General features: G+C 48.5%; 17 protein-coding genes, 2 rRNA genes and 1 other annotated feature (1 of these 20 running past the window's edge). All 19 genes read left to right on the top strand.

Annotated elements, in window-relative coordinates:
• Window positions 1–1,664, top strand: a 23S ribosomal RNA gene (locus AUC31_RS16270); it begins 1,269 nt to the left of the window's first position.
• Between the two features lie 65 nt (window positions 1,665–1,729).
• Window positions 1,730–1,845, top strand: a 5S ribosomal RNA gene (gene rrf, locus AUC31_RS16275).
• A 110-nt stretch (window positions 1,846–1,955) separates the two neighbouring features.
• Window positions 1,956–2,201, top strand: coding sequence for a hypothetical protein (locus AUC31_RS16280; RefSeq protein WP_058382203.1), 246 nt, complete (start codon window positions 1,956–1,958; stop codon window positions 2,199–2,201).
• 139 nt (window positions 2,202–2,340) lie between these two features.
• Window positions 2,341–2,826, top strand: coding sequence for a CtsR family transcriptional regulator (locus AUC31_RS16285; protein WP_058382202.1), 486 nt, complete (start codon window positions 2,341–2,343; stop codon window positions 2,824–2,826).
• Window positions 2,823–3,356 (top strand): UvrB/UvrC motif-containing protein, encoded by a 534-nt coding sequence (locus AUC31_RS16290; RefSeq protein WP_058382201.1) that lies wholly within the window; start codon window positions 2,823–2,825, stop codon window positions 3,354–3,356. The genes AUC31_RS16285 and AUC31_RS16290 overlap by 4 nt, the downstream gene beginning before the upstream one ends.
• Window positions 3,346–4,437, top strand: a complete 1,092-nt coding sequence (locus AUC31_RS16295; protein WP_058382200.1) for a protein-arginine kinase McsB — start codon at window positions 3,346–3,348, stop codon at window positions 4,435–4,437. The genes AUC31_RS16290 and AUC31_RS16295 overlap by 11 nt, the downstream gene beginning before the upstream one ends.
• Complete coding sequence (locus AUC31_RS16300; protein ID WP_058382199.1) at window positions 4,434–6,878, top strand: ATP-dependent Clp protease ATP-binding subunit; 2,445 nt, start codon at window positions 4,434–4,436, stop codon at window positions 6,876–6,878. Before AUC31_RS16295 ends, AUC31_RS16300 begins: the two co-directional genes overlap by 4 nt.
• A gap of 59 nt (window positions 6,879–6,937) precedes the next feature.
• The gene (radA, locus tag AUC31_RS16305; RefSeq protein ID WP_058382198.1) at window positions 6,938–8,320 is read left to right on the top strand and encodes a DNA repair protein RadA; all 1,383 of its coding nucleotides are present in this window, start codon (window positions 6,938–6,940) and stop codon (window positions 8,318–8,320) included.
• Window positions 8,321–8,423: 103 nt separating this feature from the next.
• Complete coding sequence (locus tag AUC31_RS16310) at window positions 8,424–9,524, top strand: PIN/TRAM domain-containing protein (protein ID WP_058382197.1); 1,101 nt, start codon at window positions 8,424–8,426, stop codon at window positions 9,522–9,524.
• 12 nt (window positions 9,525–9,536) lie between these two features.
• Window positions 9,537–10,226 (top strand): 2-C-methyl-D-erythritol 4-phosphate cytidylyltransferase, encoded by a 690-nt coding sequence (gene ispD, locus AUC31_RS16315; protein ID WP_058382196.1) that lies wholly within the window; start codon window positions 9,537–9,539, stop codon window positions 10,224–10,226.
• A 2-nt stretch (window positions 10,227–10,228) separates the two neighbouring features.
• Window positions 10,229–10,729, top strand: coding sequence for a 2-C-methyl-D-erythritol 2,4-cyclodiphosphate synthase (ispF, locus tag AUC31_RS16320; RefSeq protein WP_058382195.1), 501 nt, complete (start codon window positions 10,229–10,231; stop codon window positions 10,727–10,729).
• Window positions 10,730–10,771: 42 nt separating this feature from the next.
• Complete coding sequence (gene gltX, locus AUC31_RS16325; protein ID WP_058382194.1) at window positions 10,772–12,235, top strand: glutamate--tRNA ligase; 1,464 nt, start codon at window positions 10,772–10,774, stop codon at window positions 12,233–12,235.
• Window positions 12,236–12,280: 45 nt separating this feature from the next.
• Window positions 12,281–12,493, top strand: a binding site (T-box leader).
• Window positions 12,494–12,544: 51 nt separating this feature from the next.
• Complete coding sequence (gene cysE / locus AUC31_RS16330) at window positions 12,545–13,219, top strand: serine O-acetyltransferase (protein WP_058382193.1); 675 nt, start codon at window positions 12,545–12,547, stop codon at window positions 13,217–13,219.
• On the top strand, window positions 13,216–14,613 hold the full coding sequence (cysS, locus tag AUC31_RS16335) for a cysteine--tRNA ligase (RefSeq protein ID WP_058382192.1): 1,398 nt from the start codon (window positions 13,216–13,218) through the stop codon (window positions 14,611–14,613). The genes cysE and cysS overlap by 4 nt, the downstream gene beginning before the upstream one ends.
• Window positions 14,614–14,618: 5 nt before the next feature.
• A complete protein-coding gene (locus tag AUC31_RS16340) occupies window positions 14,619–15,035 on the top strand; it encodes a Mini-ribonuclease 3 (RefSeq protein ID WP_058382191.1) in 417 nt (138 codons plus the stop codon).
• Window positions 15,032–15,781 (top strand): 23S rRNA (guanosine(2251)-2'-O)-methyltransferase RlmB, encoded by a 750-nt coding sequence (gene rlmB / locus AUC31_RS16345; protein WP_058382190.1) that lies wholly within the window; start codon window positions 15,032–15,034, stop codon window positions 15,779–15,781. Before AUC31_RS16340 ends, rlmB begins: the two co-directional genes overlap by 4 nt.
• A gap of 4 nt (window positions 15,782–15,785) precedes the next feature.
• Window positions 15,786–16,295, top strand: a complete 510-nt coding sequence (locus AUC31_RS16350; protein ID WP_058382189.1) for an NYN domain-containing protein — start codon at window positions 15,786–15,788, stop codon at window positions 16,293–16,295.
• A 71-nt stretch (window positions 16,296–16,366) separates the two neighbouring features.
• On the top strand, window positions 16,367–17,017 hold the full coding sequence (sigH, locus tag AUC31_RS16355) for an RNA polymerase sporulation sigma factor SigH (RefSeq protein ID WP_058382188.1): 651 nt from the start codon (window positions 16,367–16,369) through the stop codon (window positions 17,015–17,017).
• A 69-nt stretch (window positions 17,018–17,086) separates the two neighbouring features.
• On the top strand, window positions 17,087–17,233 hold the full coding sequence (gene rpmG, locus AUC31_RS16360; RefSeq protein ID WP_058382187.1) for a 50S ribosomal protein L33: 147 nt from the start codon (window positions 17,087–17,089) through the stop codon (window positions 17,231–17,233).
• Window positions 17,234–17,269 lie beyond the last annotated feature (36 nt).

Here is a 17,269-nt window from a genome sequence, read left to right on the forward strand (position 1 = left end):
AGGACTGGTGGAGCGCTTAGAAGTGAGAATGCCGGTATGAGTAACGAAAGACGGGTGAGAATCCCGTCCACCGAATGCCTAAGGTTTCCTGAGGAAGGCTCGTCCGCTCAGGGTTAGTCGGGACCTAAGTCGAGGCCGATAGGCGTAGACGATGGACAACAGGTTGATATTCCTGTACCACCTCCCCGCCGTTTGAGCAATGGGGGGACGCAGAAGGATAGGGTGAGCGTGCCGTTGGTTGTGCACGTCCAAGTTGTGAGATGAGAAACGAGGCAAATCCCGTTTCTATATAACATCAAGCAGTGATGGCAAGAGGTTTACCTCAGAGTCCCTGATTTCACACTGCCAAGAAAAGCCTCTAGCGAGGCGGGAGGTGCCCGTACCGCAAACCGACACAGGTAGGCGAGAAGAGAATTCTAAGGTGAGCGAGTGAACTCTCGTTAAGGAACTCGGCAAAATGACCCCGTAACTTCGGGAGAAGGGGTGCTCTGGTAGGGTGTTACAGCCCGAGAGAGCCGCAGTGAATAGGCCCAGGCGACTGTTTAGCAAAAACACAGGTCTCTGCAAAACCGTAAGGTGACGTATAGGGGCTGACGCCTGCCCGGTGCTGGAAGGTTAAGGGGAGTGCTTAGCGCAAGCGAAGGTGCGAACCGAAGCCCCAGTAAACGGCGGCCGTAACTATAACGGTCCTAAGGTAGCGAAATTCCTTGTCGGGTAAGTTCCGACCCGCACGAAAGGCGTAACGATCTGGGCACTGTCTCAACGAGAGACTCGGTGAAATTATAGTACCTGTGAAGATGCAGGTTACCCGCGACAGGACGGAAAGACCCCGTGGAGCTTTACTGTAGCCTGATATTGAATTTTGGTGCAACTTGTACAGGATAGGTAGGAGCCAGAGAACCCGGAGCGCCAGCTTCGGGGGAGGCGTCGGTGGGATACTACCCTGGTTGTATTGAACTTCTAACCCACAAGCCTTAGCGGCTTGGGAGACAGTGTCAGGCGGGCAGTTTGACTGGGGCGGTCGCCTCCTAAAGAGTAACGGAGGCGCTCAAAGGTTCCCTCAGAATGGTTGGAAATCATTCGCAGAGTGTAAAGGCACAAGGGAGCTTGACTGCGAGACGGACAGGTCGAGCAGGGTCGAAAGACGGACTTAGTGATCCGGTGGTTCCGCATGGAAGGGCCATCGCTCAACGGATAAAAGCTACCCCGGGGATAACAGGCTTATCTCCCCCAAGAGTCCACATCGACGGGGAGGTTTGGCACCTCGATGTCGGCTCATCGCATCCTGGGGCTGTAGTCGGTCCCAAGGGTTGGGCTGTTCGCCCATTAAAGCGGTACGCGAGCTGGGTTCAGAACGTCGTGAGACAGTTCGGTCCCTATCCGTCGCGGGCGCAGGAAATTTGAGAGGAGCTGTCCTTAGTACGAGAGGACCGGGATGGACACACCGCTGGTGTACCAGTTGTTCTGCCAAGAGCATCGCTGGGTAGCTATGTGTGGCCGGGATAAGTGCTGAAAGCATCTAAGCACGAAGCCCCCCTCAAGATGAGATTTCCCATTGCGTAAGCAAGTAAGATCCCTCAAAGACGATGAGGTAGATAGGTTCGGGGTGGAAGCGTGGCGACACGTGCAGCTGACGAATACTAATCGATCGAGGACTTAACCAACAAACTGAAACGCAAGTTTCCCCCAATGTCGATTTATCCAGTTTTGAGCGAACAAGCTCAACAAGTCCAGTGATGATGGCAAAGAGGCCACACCCGTTCCCATCCCGAACACGGAAGTTAAGCTCTTTTGCGCCGATGGTAGTTGGGGGTTTCCCCCTGTGAGAGTAGGACGTCGCTGGGCAAGTAGAAAGGCCGTTACCGGTTCATTCCGGTGACGGCTTTTTTGTATTTCAAATGAAAAAAGGATTGAAAATATATTATAAAGGGAAAAAGAAACTGAGGTGAAGACTTATGAAAGCAGGTTACTACAAAGTAAAAACGCTCGATAAAAGAACAGCATTATTAGTTTCACTAGAAGACTCAGCTGAACAATATACTTATCCTGCTGCAGATTTTACTCATGATGTAAATAAGGGGGATACAGTAGAAGTTTGGCAAGAGGGTACGCGCTGGAGAACCAAGTATGTTGAAGAAAAAACTCGTTCGATATCTAGTCATACGAAGGATTTTATGAAAAGGATGATGGATCAAGAATAATGAGTCTCGGGACATTACACCCGAGACTTTTTCTATCTCAAACTAAGTATTTGATATCCGTAAAACGCTTATGTATAATTAAGTCAAATATAGTCAAAGTCAATCATTAGCGTATTTAAACGCTAAAGAGGTGAAAGCGATGCGGAATATTTCAGATATAATTGAAGGTTATTTAAAAGAGATTATCGAAATAAGCGGTAAGGACCATATTGAAATTAAACGAAGTGAGGTTGCTGAGAAATTTCAATGTGTTCCATCCCAAATTAATTATGTGATAAATACTAGATTTACATTAGATCGTGGATACTTAGTTGAAAGTAAGCGTGGTGGCGGAGGATATATTCGTATTAAGAAAGTACGCCTTCATAAGAAGTCAGATTTAATTGCCCAAATCATTAATAGACTTGAAACCGGTGCTTCACAAACCATGGCTGAAGATATTGTGTGGAGGCTTTTAAGTGAAGATGTTATATCAAAGCGTGAAGCTAAATTGATTTTGAGTGCCATTGATCGTTCTACTCTCGGGCTGCCTCTTCCTGTACGAGATGAAGTACGAGCGCGGATTCTAGTGGCAATGCTGTTTACTATTCAATATGAGTCGAACGGGCAAGGAGTGATCAAGTGATTTGTGAACAATGTGGAGAACGGCCAGCTACAGTCATCGTGAAGCAAAACCAGCAGGGCCATTTAACAGAAAGGCACCTCTGTCACGTTTGCGCGGCAGAAAACCATAATATCAGTTTTTCTTTTGACCAAGACCCGATGGCGATCCATAATTTATTAGCTAATTGGTTTCCGAAGCAGCAAGCCGCTGTGAGTCCTGTGAGAAAGGAAGTTCCAGCTTGCCCGTCTTGTGGATTTACTTTCCAAAAGTTTTTGACTCTTGGTAAATTTGGCTGTGCTGAGTGTTATAGCACTTTCTCACCGCAGCTAATAGAGATTTTAAAACGAGTTCAAAATGGAAACACTGAACATACAGGAAAGATTCCTGCATCTTATGGAACAACGTTGAAAATTAAAAAAGAAATTGAAGAATTGAGAAAGCAAATGCAGGCTGCGATACAAGATGAGAACTTTGAAGAAGCTGCAAGGCTGCGAGATCAAGTAAAGGCCTTGAATGAAAAGCTTGAAGGAGGTGGGGACGTTGGCGATTGACCGTTTCCTTCAACCCCGTGCGAGCAGTTGGATGGCTAATAACGGTGAACATGTTGATATAGCTATGAGTACGAGAATCCGATTAGCACGAAATTTAGATGAATTTAAATTTCCATATGCATTTTCTGAGGATGAGGCGTTGAAAGTTGATAAAGCCGTTTCTTCGGTATTACTTGATAAGGGAAAGGAAGTTGGATACGGGTTTACTCATATCAATATTGAAGAATTAAATGACCTGCAGCGTGAAGTGTTGGTAGAAAAACATTTAATTAGCCCTTATTTAGCGAACAGTCAGCATTCCAGTGCTGTATTATTATCTGATGAAGAAGAGCTTAGCGTGATGGTCAATGAAGAAGATCACATGCGGATTCAAAGTTTGCAGTCAGGCTTTCATTTGCAGGAAGCATATGACATAGCGAATAAAATGGATTCGCTTTTGGAAGAAAATCTTTCATACGCTTTTCATGAGAAATTTGGTTACTTGACCAGTTGCCCTACAAACACAGGCACAGGAATGCGTGCTTCTGTCATGCTTCATTTGCCAGCTTTAACGATGTCCCATCAAATCAACCGGATCATCCCGGCTATATCCCGTCTGGGGATGGTTGTTAGAGGGATTTACGGAGAAGGAAGTGAAGCGCTTGGTAATGTATACCAGATTTCTAACCAAGTAACATTGGGGAAATCAGAGTATGAGATTTTGCAGGATTTGCAAAACATGACCGAGCAGATTATTGAACAGGAACGAAGAGCAAGGGAAGCATTGAATGCGAATTCTCCGCTGCTCCTTGAAGATAGGGTGTACCGGTCGTTAGGTGTCTTGACCCACGCCCGTCTGTTGAATACGGAAGAAGCCGCTACATGTTTATCAGATGTGAGACTTGGCATCGACCTTCATCTAATTACGGATGTAGACATGTCGATACTGAATGAATTGATGGTCTTTATGCAACCTGCGTTTTTGCAGCAGTATGCGGGACGACCATTGGAAGCGAAGGAACGTGACCTTGCCCGGGCGGAATTGTTCCGGGAGAGGTTAGCTGATAACGGGATAAATACAAAAGGAGAGGATTTTGCATGATGTTCAACCGATTTACACAACGCGCACAAAAAGTTCTTCAATTAGCTCAAGAAGAGGCCATCCGCATGAAGCACGAATCGATCGGAACTGAGCATATTTTGCTTGGTTTGATCCGAGAAGGCGGCGGAATTGCCGCGAAAGCACTTGAAGCGATTGAAGTGAATACACAATTGATCGAAGACGGTGTCAAAGAACTGGTCGGCGTCGGTGAAAAAGATGTCGGGCCGATTGTTCATTATACGCCGCGGGCTAAAAAAGTGATCGAGCTGTCGGTTGACGAATCCCGCAAGCTTGGCCACTCTTATATCGGAACAGAGCATTTACTGCTTGCTTTAATTCGTGAAGGCGAAGGCGTGGCGGCACGAGTTCTTGGGAACGCCGGTGTCAGCTTGAATAAAGCGCGCCAGCAAGTATTGCAGCTGCTTGGCAGCAACGAGCAAGCATCGACTGGCACGAGCCCAAATGCTTCTGCCAATACACCAACTTTGGATGGCTTGGCACGCGACTTGACGCAAGTTGCGCGTGAAGGCAGCTTGGATCCAGTCATTGGACGCAGTGACGAAATCACGCGTGTGATTGAAGTATTGAGCCGCAGAACGAAAAACAACCCGGTATTGATCGGGGAGCCTGGTGTCGGTAAAACAGCCATCGCAGAAGGGCTTGCACAGCAAATCGTTAATAATGAAATTCCGGAAACGCTTCGCGACAAACGCGTCATGGTACTTGATATGGGTACGGTAGTTGCCGGAACGAAATACCGCGGTGAATTTGAAGACCGTTTGAAAAAAGTGATGGATGAAATCCGTCAAGCGGGCAATGTCATCCTCTTCATCGATGAGCTCCATACATTGATCGGGGCTGGCGGAGCTGAAGGAGCGATCGATGCTTCGAATATCTTGAAACCATCGCTTGCACGTGGTGAATTGCAGTGCATCGGTGCCACCACGCTGGATGAGTACCGCAAGTACATCGAGAAAGATGCAGCGCTTGAGCGCCGTTTCCAACCGATTCAAGTGGATGAGCCGACGGTTGAAGAATCGATCGAAATCATTAAAGGCTTGCGCGACCGCTACGAAGCGCATCACCGCGTGAAAATTACTGATGAAGCGATTGTTGCGGCAGCGAAAATGTCTGACCGTTATATTTCCGACCGCTTCTTGCCGGATAAAGCGATCGATTTAATCGATGAGGCCGGTTCGAAAGTGCGTTTGCGTTCGTATACGACTCCACCGGATTTGAAAGAGCTTGAAGCCCGTCTTGAAGCTGCGCGTTCTGAAAAGAATGAAGCGGTGCAGAGTCAGGAATTCGAAAAAGCGGCTTCTCTTCGCGATGCAGAGCAGAAGTTGAAAGATGAGCTCGACCAGACGAAGAAAGAATGGAAAGAAAAGCAAGGCAAAGAAGAGTCTGAAGTGACAGTTGAAGATATTGCGAAAGTCGTCTCTATGTGGACAGGCGTGCCGGTATCGAGATTGGCGCAGACAGAATCCGATAAATTGCTTAATTTGGAGCAGATCCTTCATAGTCGTGTAATCGGCCAAGATGAAGCAGTGACTTCGATTTCGAAAGCGATCCGCCGTGCGCGTGCCGGGTTGAAAGATCCGAAACGTCCGATTGGCTCGTTCATTTTCCTAGGGCCAACAGGCGTCGGTAAAACTGAGCTTGCGAAAGCTTTGGCTGAGTCGATGTTCGGGGATGAAGATGCGATGATCCGCATCGATATGTCCGAGTACATGGAACGCCATACGACTTCACGCCTTGTTGGTTCGCCTCCAGGCTATGTCGGCTATGAAGAGGGCGGCCAGTTGACGGAGAAAGTCCGTAGAAAGCCATATTCAGTGGTCTTGCTTGATGAAATTGAGAAAGCTCACCCCGAAGTCTTCAATATCCTCTTGCAAGTACTTGAAGACGGGCATTTGACGGATTCCAAAGGGCGTCGCGTCGATTTCCGTAATACGGTAATCATCATGACGTCGAACGTCGGTGCACAGGAATTGAAATACAATAAGTACGTAGGATTTAACTTGGAAGATTCGAAGACTGATTATAAAGATATGAAAGGCAAGATGCTCGCGGAATTGAAGAAAGCGTTCCGTCCTGAATTCTTGAACCGTGTCGATGATATGATTGTCTTCCATTCACTTGAAAAGAACGATTTGCGCAAGATTGTCGAGCTGATGACGCAGCAGTTGACGGGCCGTTTGAAAGAACAGGACATCGATCTGGAGCTGACAGAGGCAGCGCTTGATAAAATTGCCAAAGAGGGGTATGATCCGGAATACGGAGCACGTCCTTTGCGCCGCTCACTTCAAAAACATGTCGAAGACCGTTTGTCTGAAGAGTTGTTGAAAGGTACAGCAATTGCCGGGCAAAAAATTGTCTTCGATGTACAGGGTGATGAATTCATTGTCCGTACGAATGAAGGGGCCGTAGAGAAATCGTAACGATATCCCGCCCGCCGGATATATCTCCGGCGGGCTTTTTCTATATATAGGAGGTAACTATGGCGAAGAAAAAGATAAAGTTCATCTGCCAGTCCTGCGGTTATGAGTCTGCCAAATGGATGGGGAAATGCCCAGGTTGTGCGGCATGGAATACGATGACAGAAGAAACGGAAGTTGCAGCACCGAAAGGCACAAGGGGCGCATTCCAGCATAGTGCACCGCAAATTGCCCAAAAAGCGACACCGATCAATTCGATAGAAACGAAAGAAGAGCCAAGGACGAAAACGGAAATGGAAGAATTGAACCGCGTACTCGGCGGAGGGATTGTTTCCGGTTCTCTTGTTTTGATCGGGGGCGACCCAGGGATCGGGAAATCGACATTGCTCTTGCAAGTATCGGCGCTTCTTGCGAAAGCCGGCAAGAAAGTGTTGTATATTTCAGGGGAGGAGTCGATTCGCCAGACGAAAATGCGAGCGGAGCGGCTGGATGCGGTTTCCGGAGACTTATTGATTTTTGCGGAAACCAATTTGGAGCTGATCCATCATACGATTGAAGAAGTAGAACCGGATTTCGTGATTGTCGATTCGATTCAAACGGTCTATCATCCCGAAGTAACATCAGCACCCGGCAGTGTGACGCAAGTTCGTGAAAGCACAGCGGAATTGATGCGGGTGGCGAAAACGAAAAACATCGCGATTTTCCTGGTCGGCCACGTGACGAAAGAAGGGCAGATTGCCGGGCCTCGTATTTTGGAGCATATGGTGGATACAGTGCTTTATTTTGAAGGGGAACGGCATCATACGTACCGCATTTTGCGCAGTGTCAAAAACCGTTTCGGTTCGACGAACGAAATTGCGATTTTTGAAATGCTGCAAGGCGGGTTAAAGGAAGTATTGAATCCCTCCGAGTTGTTTTTGCAGGAACGTTCAAGCGGCACAGCGGGATCTACGGTTGTCGCTTCCATGGAAGGGACACGGCCGATACTGGTGGAGATTCAGGCATTGGTCACCCCATCGAGCTTTAATTATCCGAAACGAATGGCGACTGGAATTGACCAAAATCGGGTATCGTTATTGATGGCGGTGCTTGAGAAGCGCGTCGGCTTGATGCTGCAGTCGCAAGATGCGTATATAAAAGTCGCAGGCGGCGTGAAACTGGATGAACCGGCTATCGATTTGGCAGTACTCGCGAGCATTGTCTCAAGTTTCCGTGATATTGCACCGAAAGTGGATGATTGCATTATCGGTGAAGTTGGATTGACCGGAGAGGTGCGACGTGTATCGCGTATTGAACAGCGTGTCCAAGAAGCGGCAAAGCTGGGCTTTAAGCGTGCCATCATCCCGAAATCGAATATGGGCGGTTGGGATTTTCCGGAAGGAATCCGCGTCGTTGGCGTTGAAACTATAAACGAGGCGCTGAAGGAATTATTCCCGCAACAATAAGGGGCAGCAATGCCTCTTTTTTTTCTATTATCGGCAGGGTGGGGTTATGCAGAGAGTTTCATAAATAAAACGTGTATAATATCAAGAGGAGGAGGTGGAATAGATGCTTCGGAAAATTATTCAGCTATTATTTTTATTAGTAGGCGCTACGGTTGGAATTTTGTTTTTGCCATATGCTTTTGAACTTATTTCTATCTCTAATAATCCATGGATCAACAACCCGTATGTCGCTGCCATTATCGGTGCTGCGATTTTTTATGTATTGTCCTTATTGTTCGTCGATTCGATTATCCATTTCATGAAATGGATGGAGAGTAAACTGCTCCATGCACCGACAGCGGATTTGCTGTTTGGCTCGCTTGGGATGATTATTGGCTTAGTGGTTGCCTTTTTGGTCGGCTTTGCCTTAAATACCATTGATGTGCCATTAATCGCGACAGTGGCACCGATCATTCTTTCCGTTGTGCTCGGTTATCTGGGATTCCAGGTCGGGTTCCAAAAGCGTGATGAGCTGACAGGGATGCTCGCGCCTGCAAAACTGGCAAGCGGCAAAAAACCGGAAGACGAGCCAGTGGAAAAATCGGGATACAAATTGCTCGATACAAGCGTTATCATCGATGGGCGGATTGCAGATATTTCAGAGACCGGATTTATGGAAGGGATCTTTGTCGTACCGCAATTTGTCATTGCAGAGCTTCAACACATTGCGGATTCGTCCGACACCTTAAAGCGTACACGCGGCAGACGGGGGCTCGATATCCTGAAGCGCCTGCAGACAGAGCGTGTCGGGGCGATCATGATTACGGAAGAGGATTTTGGCGATGCGGCTGAGGTCGATATGAAGCTCATGCGTGCAGCCCAGAAAATGGGCGGGAAAGTTGTGACGAATGATTTTAATTTGAATAAAGTGTGTGAGCTCCATAATGTGCCGGTCTTGAATATCAATGACCTCGCCAATGCGGTGAAGCCTGTCGTCATACCGGGCGAGGAGATGCATGTGGTCGTTATTAAAGACGGCAAAGAGCAAAATCAAGGGGTCGCGTATTTGGACGATGGCACGATGATTGTCATTGAAGAAGGCAAAGGCCATATTGGCGAAGCGATCGACGTCGTAGTGACAAGCGTATTGCAAACTTCTGCAGGACGGATGATTTTTGCCAAGCCTAAAGGTCTGGCTGTGAAGAAAAATGGATCAAAAAAATAAAGGATGTCTGTCATGAAATATACAGTCGTATTGCCTGCTGCCGGCAGTGGGAAACGAATGAAAGCCGATCGCAATAAATTATTGTTGGAGCTCTCCGGCAAACCGATCTTCATTTATACATTGGAAGTGTTCGACCGGGACCCGGATTGCGAAGGCATGTGGCTGGCGGTCAAAGCAGACGAGCGCGAGCTGATTGAACAATATGTCGAGCGGTATAAAATCAAGAAAGTCAAAGGCTATGCGACAGGCGGCGCTGAACGCCAGGATAGCGTGCGTGCGGGCCTTGAGATGGCTGGGCAGTGTGGGGTCGTGCTTGTGCATGACGCTGCACGGCCGTTCATCAGCCCGGTCGTTATTCGCGAATTGGTGGAGCAGGCAAATGAATCCGGTGCTGCAATTGCCGGCGTGCCGGTAAAAGACACGATCAAAAAAGTTCGCGAAAGCGTTATTACCGAAACGGTGAATCGCGCGGAGCTATGGATGATCCAGACCCCTCAGGCTTTCCGCTATGAACTGTTGATGGAAGCGGCGCAACGGGCCAAAGCCGATGGGTTCCTCGGGACGGACGAGGCGATGCTTGTGGAACGGATGGGGCACCCGGTGCAGATTGTCGAAAGTACGTATGAAAACGTCAAAATGACGACACCGGATGATTTGATTTATGGAAAAGCGATTCTTGCGAGTCGATTACAGGAGGAATAATGATGATACGAATTGGACAAGGCTACGATGTGCATCAATTGGCAGAAGGACGCCCGTTTATTTTAGGCGGCGTTGAAATCGAACACGACCGTGGGCTTCTCGGGCATTCGGATGCGGATGTATTATTGCATACGATTACGGATGCAGCACTCGGCGCAATCGGCGGGGGAGATATCGGTAAACATTTCCCGGACACTGACCCGGAATTTAAAGATGCCGATTCGAAGAAATTGCTGACGCATATTTGGGAATATGTAAAAGAACAGGGCTACGAACTTGGCAATGTCGATTGCACGGTCATTGCGCAAAAACCGAAGCTTGCGCCTTATATCGAGCAAATGCGCGCGTCGATTGCGGAGCTATTGGAAGCGGATATTTCACAAGTGAACGTCAAAGCGACGACGTCTGAACACCTCGGCTTTACCGGCCGGGAAGAGGGAATCGCGGCGCTCGCGGTCATTCTACTCAATCAGCGCCCGCTTTCGCTGGACGTCCCAGAGTGATAGAATAACTAAAGGATTAAGGCAATTTTAGGAGGAAACCAAATGACACAAGAAGTACGCGTACGCTATGCACCGAGCCCGACTGGACACTTACATATCGGCGGAGCCCGCACAGCGCTATTTAATTATTTATATGCTCGCCATATGAACGGCAAATTCATCGTCCGCATCGAAGACACGGATACTGCCCGCAATATTGAAACGGGCGTCATGTCTCAGATCGACAACTTGAAATGGCTCGGCATCGAGCACGACGAGTCGATTGACGTAGGCGGGGAATACGGCCCATATCGCCAAATGGAGCGTTTGGATATTTACAAAAAATATGCTGATGAGCTCTTGGCAAAAGGCGATATCTATAAATGTTTCTGTACGCCGGATACACTCGAGAAAGAACGTGAAGCCCAGCGCGCCTCTGGTGTTGCCGCACCTCAGTACAGCGGGACTTGCCGCAATTTGACGGCCGAAGAAGTGGCTGAAAAAGAAGCGGCTGGCGAGACCTATTCCCTTCGCATGAAAGTGCCGGCGGATGTCACGTATAAATTCGATGACATGGTGCGCGGCGAGATTTCATTCGAATCAAAAGATGTCGGCGACTGGGTTGTCGTGAAGACGAACGGCATTCCGACGTACAATTTCGCAGTGGTCATCGATGACCATTTGATGAAGATCACCCACGTGTTCCGCGGGGAAGAGCATTTGTCAAACACGCCGAAACAGCAAATGGTCTACGATTCATTTGGCTGGGATCACCCAACTTACGGACACATGACCTTGATCGTTAACGAAGACCGCAAAAAGCTATCGAAGCGCGACGAGTCGATCATCCAGTTTATTTCCCAGTACAAAGACCTCGGCTATATTCCGGAAGCGCTGTTTAACTTCTTTGCGCTGCTCGGCTGGTCTCCAGAAGGCGAAGAGGAAATCTTCTCGAAAGAAGAATTGATCCGCATTTTCGACACCGAGCGTTTGTCGAAATCGCCGTCGATGTTCGATAAGCAAAAATTGACGTGGATGAACAACCAATACATTAAGCAAATGTCGCTCGAAGAAGTCGTCGGGTTGGCGTTGCCGCATCTTCAAAAAGCCGGTAAGCTGCCGGAGGAGTTATCGGAAGAGCAAGCACAGTGGGCAGAGAAATTGATCGCCTTGTATCATGAACAATTGAGCTTCGGCGCAGAAATCGTCGAGTTGTCCGACTTGTTCTTTACGGACGATCTTCATTACGGCGAAGCTGAAAAAGAAGTCTTGAGCGGCGAGCAAGTACCGGAAGTCATGGCAGCTTTCAAAGAGCAGCTAGCTTCTTTAGACGCTTTTGAACCGGCTGAAATCAAGTCCGCGATCAAAGCGGTGCAAAAAGCGACTGGCCATAAAGGGAAAAACCTCTTCATGCCAATCCGCGTCGTGACGACAGGGCAGACGCACGGACCGGAATTGCCGGATGCGATTGCGCTTCTTGGCAAGGAAAAAGCGATTGCGCGCGTCGGCCAATACGCAGGGGCATAAAGTTTTGACTTATGCGCATAAGCGTGTACAATGAATTTACCAATTATCAAAACGTTGACGGGAAGAAGTAAGGAAAGCATGCTCCAAAGAGAGGGTCATCACCGGCTGTAAGTGACCTGTGCCGCTGCGTTCCTGAAATGCCTCCCCGAGTGCTGAGTCGAAACGAGTAGACCAGACGTTTGCCTGCGTTAAAGGCTTCGAGAGAAAAGGACATGTCCTTTTAATCAGAGTGGAACCGCGCGGGAAAGCGTCTCTGTCAAGCAATTGACAGGGGCGCTTTTTATATTGGAACAGAAAGGAGAATGCCGGATGTGGAAATTATTGAAAGAAGATATTGATGTTATTTTTGAACAAGACCCTGCTGCCCGTAGTTATTTTGAAGTGGTGCTGACGTACGCCGGACTGCACGCCATCTGGGCCCACCGTTTGGCGCATTTCTTCTTTAAGAAGAAACTGTTTTTCATCGCGCGGGCGATTTCCCAAGTCAGCCGCTTCTTCACAGGAATTGAAATCCATCCGGGTGCCGTCATCGGCCGGCGTTTGTTTATCGACCACGGCATGGGTGTCGTTGTTGGGGAAACCTGTGAAATCGGCAACGATGTGACGCTCTATCAAGGCGTTACACTTGGGGGAACCGGCAAAGAGCGCGGGAAACGCCATCCGACACTCGCAGATAACGTGCTGGTCGCGACAGGCGCCAAAGTGCTCGGCTCGATTACGGTAGGCGAAAACTCCAAAGTCGGAGCGGGATCGGTCGTTTTGAAAGACGTGCCGCCGAATTCGACGGTTGTCGGCATCCCAGGAAAAGTCGTCATTCAGGACGGCGTTAAAGTGAAAAAGCGAGATTTAAACCACCAGAACATGCCGGATCCGGTCATGGATAAATGCGATGGCATGGAAATGAAAATCGCTGCCTTGCAGCGTGAAGTGGAACAATTGAAAAGAGAAAATAACCAGCAGCAGGAAGAAGGGAAGTTACTATGAGTATCCAGATTTTTAATTCATTGACGCGTCAAAAAGAAGCGTTCGTGCCGCTTGAAGAAGGCAAAGTGAAAATGTATGTGTGCGGCCCGACTGTCTACAACTACATCCATATCGGTAACGCCCGCCCAGTCATCGTGTATGACACAGTGCGCCGTTACTTGGAATACCGCGGGTACGACGTAAAATATGTATCGAATTTCACGGATGTCGACGATAAATTAATCAAAGCGGCAAATGAACTTGGCGAGGAAGTGCCGGAAATTGCAGAACGCTTTATCACTGCATATTTCGACAACACGAAAGCACTCGGCTGCGCAGAAGCAGATGTCCATCCGCGTGTTACGGGGCATATGCCGCAAATCGTGGAGTTTATTGAAGCGCTCATTGAAAAAGGCTATGCCTATGAATCGCAAGGCGATGTGTATTACCATACGCGTAAATTCGACGGATATGGGAAATTATCCCATCAGTCAGTGGGTGAATTGAAGATCGGTGCTCGTATCGAAGCCGGAGATAAAAAACAGGATGCCCTGGATTTTGTTTTATGGAAAGCGGCAAAACCTGGCGAAATTTCCTGGGAAAGCCCATGGGGCAAAGGACGCCCGGGCTGGCATATCGAATGCTCGGTGATGGCAAGGGAACACCTTGGCGATACGATCGATATCCATGCCGGCGGGCAGGATTTGACGTTCCCACACCATGAAAATGAAATCGCCCAATCGGAAGCTTATACGGGCAAGCCGTTTGCGCGTTATTGGATGCATAACGGGTATATTAATATTGAAAACGAAAAAATGTCCAAGTCCTTGAATAACTTCGTATTGGTCAATGACATTCTAAAAGAACTCGATCCGCAAGTGCTGCGCCTATTCATGTTGTCGGTTCATTACCGCCATCCGATCAATTACTCCAAAGGATTGGTAGAAGACGCCAAAGCGGGGATGGAGCGGATCCGTACGGCGTATGGCAATGTTAAACACCGCTTGGAGAATACAGCCGGCCTTGGCGACCATAACGATATTTGGCTGTCGAAAATCGAAGCGATCAAGCAGCAATTCATCGAAACAATGGACGATGATTTCAATACGGCGAATGCCATCTCAAAGCTGTTCGACCTGTCGAAACTTGCGAATACTTACTTGCTTGAGAAACAAACGGCTGAGCCGGTTCTTCAAACCTTCGTGGATGTGTTTGATGAGTTGTCGGAAGTTCTTGGCTTGCCGTTTGCGCAATCGGAGCTTTTGGATGCGGAAATTGAAGCGTTATTGGAAGAGCGTATCGAAGCACGCAAAAATCGTGATTTCGCAAGATCGGATGAAATCCGCGACCAATTGAAAGAACAGAACATCATTTTGGAAGATACAGCGCAAGGTACACGCTGGAAGAGAGGCTAATCGGCATGGTATTGAGAAAACAAGACGTTGATCAATTGAATGCCTTGGCACTCGCTTATATGGGAGATGCCGTTTACGAGACGGCAGTGCGTGCACACCTGCTTCACGCGGGACGTGTCAAGCCGAATATCCTTCACCGGTCTTCGACGGCGTTCGTTTCGGCTAAGTCTCAGGCGTTCATTTTGAAGCGCTTTGTTGATGAAGGCGTCCTGACTGAAACGGAGCTGGCCATCATGCGGCGGGGCCGCAATGCAAAATCCGGTTCTGTGCCGAGAAATACCGATGTCCAGACCTATAATTTCAGCACCGCATTTGAAGCGGTGCTCGGCTGGTTGTATTTAAAAGAAGAGCAGGAGCGGCTGGATGAATTGATCAATTATGCAATCACCATTGCCGAAGAGCCGAGAGGAGTGGTCAAATGACAGAGGAAACACCTGAAATCATCGGAGGCAAAAATCCGGTGCTAGAAGCATTGCGCGCCAAGCGCGACATCAATAAAATTTGGATCGCGGAAGGCGTCCAGAAAAAAGGCATTGCAGAACTTCTGCAATTGGCGAAAGAACAGAAAGTGCTGGTGCAGTTCGTCCCGAAAAAGAAAATTGACGGACTGACCGATACGAATCACCAAGGGATTGCCGCAGCAGTTGCGGCGTATCGCTATGCAGAACTGGAAGAGTTGTTCGCGAAAGCCCAAGACCAGCAAGAAGATCCGTTCTTCCTCATTCTCGATGAACTGGAAGACCCGCATAATCTTGGATCGATCATGCGTACGGCAGATGCCGTGGGCGCCCACGGCTTGATCATCCCGCAGCGCCGTGCGGTCGGTTTGACCGGCGTCGTGGCGAAATCATCGACTGGGGCGATTGAGCACGTGCCGGTTGTGCGCGTTAATAATTTGTCTCAGACGGTCGATGAATTGAAAAAGCGCGGCGTATGGATCGCCGGCACCGACGCCAAAGAATCGGTGGACTACCGGCGCATGGATGCGACCTTGCCGCTTGCCGTCATCATCGGCAGCGAAGGCAAAGGCATGAGCCGCATCTTGCGCGATAAATGCGACTTCCTTTATCAATTGCCGATGGTTGGCCATGTGACTTCCTTGAACGCATCGGTGGCTGCCAGCCTGTTGATGTATGAAGTCTACCGCAAGCGCCATCCAATCGGGTGATGCCATGAATATCCTGCTGGTAGATGGCTATAACATCATTGGCGATTGGGCAGAACTAACAGCGTTGAAGAAAGAACGCCTGGCAGACGCGCGCGACCGACTCATCGAACGGATGGCCGAATATCAAGGTTTTAAAGGGTGGCGTGTCATCGTCGTGTTCGATGCCCACCTGGTACCGGGCATCGAAGCGAAAAATTTGCATAGCGACGTGGAAGTCATTTTCACCCGTTCAAGCGAGACGGCCGATGAGCGGATTGAAAAGCTGGCGATCAGCCTGAACAGCCGGCGTGACCAAATTTACGTCGCCACATCCGACTCGACTGAACAATGGGTGATTTTCGCTAAAGGGGCTTTGCGCATCTCCGCGCGTGAATTGGAAATTGAGATGGAGGAAATTGACAAGCGCATTGCCAAGAAAGTGCGTGAGATCCAAGAGCAGCGCTCGATTTCCAAGATTCCGCTTGAAGGAGAAGTGGCAGAAATTTTCGAAAAATGGCGACGAGGCCTTAAATGAACTGTTGACGCTCAAATTTTTCTTCCTGTATACTGGAAATATCGAGGCTCACCCAATCGGAGGGATCACCCGTGGAAAATTTTGAGCAAGTTCGCAACCGTAACTTTACTGAATTGGCAGATGAAGAACTTGTCGGTCTGGTCCATAGCGGCAACACGGAAGCCTTGGATTTTCTCATCACCAAGTTCCGTCCGTTTGTGCGGATGAAAGCCCGTTCCTATTTTCTCATCGGCGCAGATAAAGAAGACATCATCCAGGAAGGAATGATCGGCTTGTACAAAGCCATCCGTGACTTCAGGAGTGATAAACTTTCTTCATTCCGCGCATTTGCGGAGCTATGCATTGTCCGCCAGATCATCACGGCGATCAAGACAGCCACCCGCCAGAAGCATATCCCGCTGAATTCTTACGTATCTCTCGACAAGCCGATCTACGATGAAGAGTCTGACCGGACATTGATGGATGTGCTCGCCGGAAGCGGTGCGGACGACCCGGAAGAATTGATGATCCATAATGAAGAGTTCCGTTACATGGAAGGCAAAATGGATGAAGTGCTAAGTGAGCTAGAACGTGAAGTGTTGACGCTATATCTCGATGGGCAGTCTTATCAGGAAATCTCTGAAAAGCTGGAACGGCATGTAAAATCAATCGACAATGCCTTGCAGCGGGTCAAGCGGAAACTTGAGCGGCATCTGCAGGCGAGTGAAAGCCGGTCCTCGTAAGTACTATTGACAGCAAGTTTTTATGATGATACTCTTGAAAAAGCTGTAAAATAGAGCAAGGTGAGAATAATGGCTAAAAAAATCGTGTTGAGCTGCTCGAAATGTGCTTCCCGCAATTATGCGGTACCTGCGAAAGCGGATTCAAGCACACGTTTGGAACTCAAAAAATTCTGTGCTCATTGCAACGAGCATACCGTGCATAAACAAACGAAATAGTATTACTTTGAATGCCGGACGATATAGAGTGATTTT

The organism is Planococcus rifietoensis (assembly GCF_001465795.2).
Taxonomy (GTDB): domain Bacteria; phylum Bacillota; class Bacilli; order Bacillales_A; family Planococcaceae; genus Planococcus; species Planococcus rifietoensis.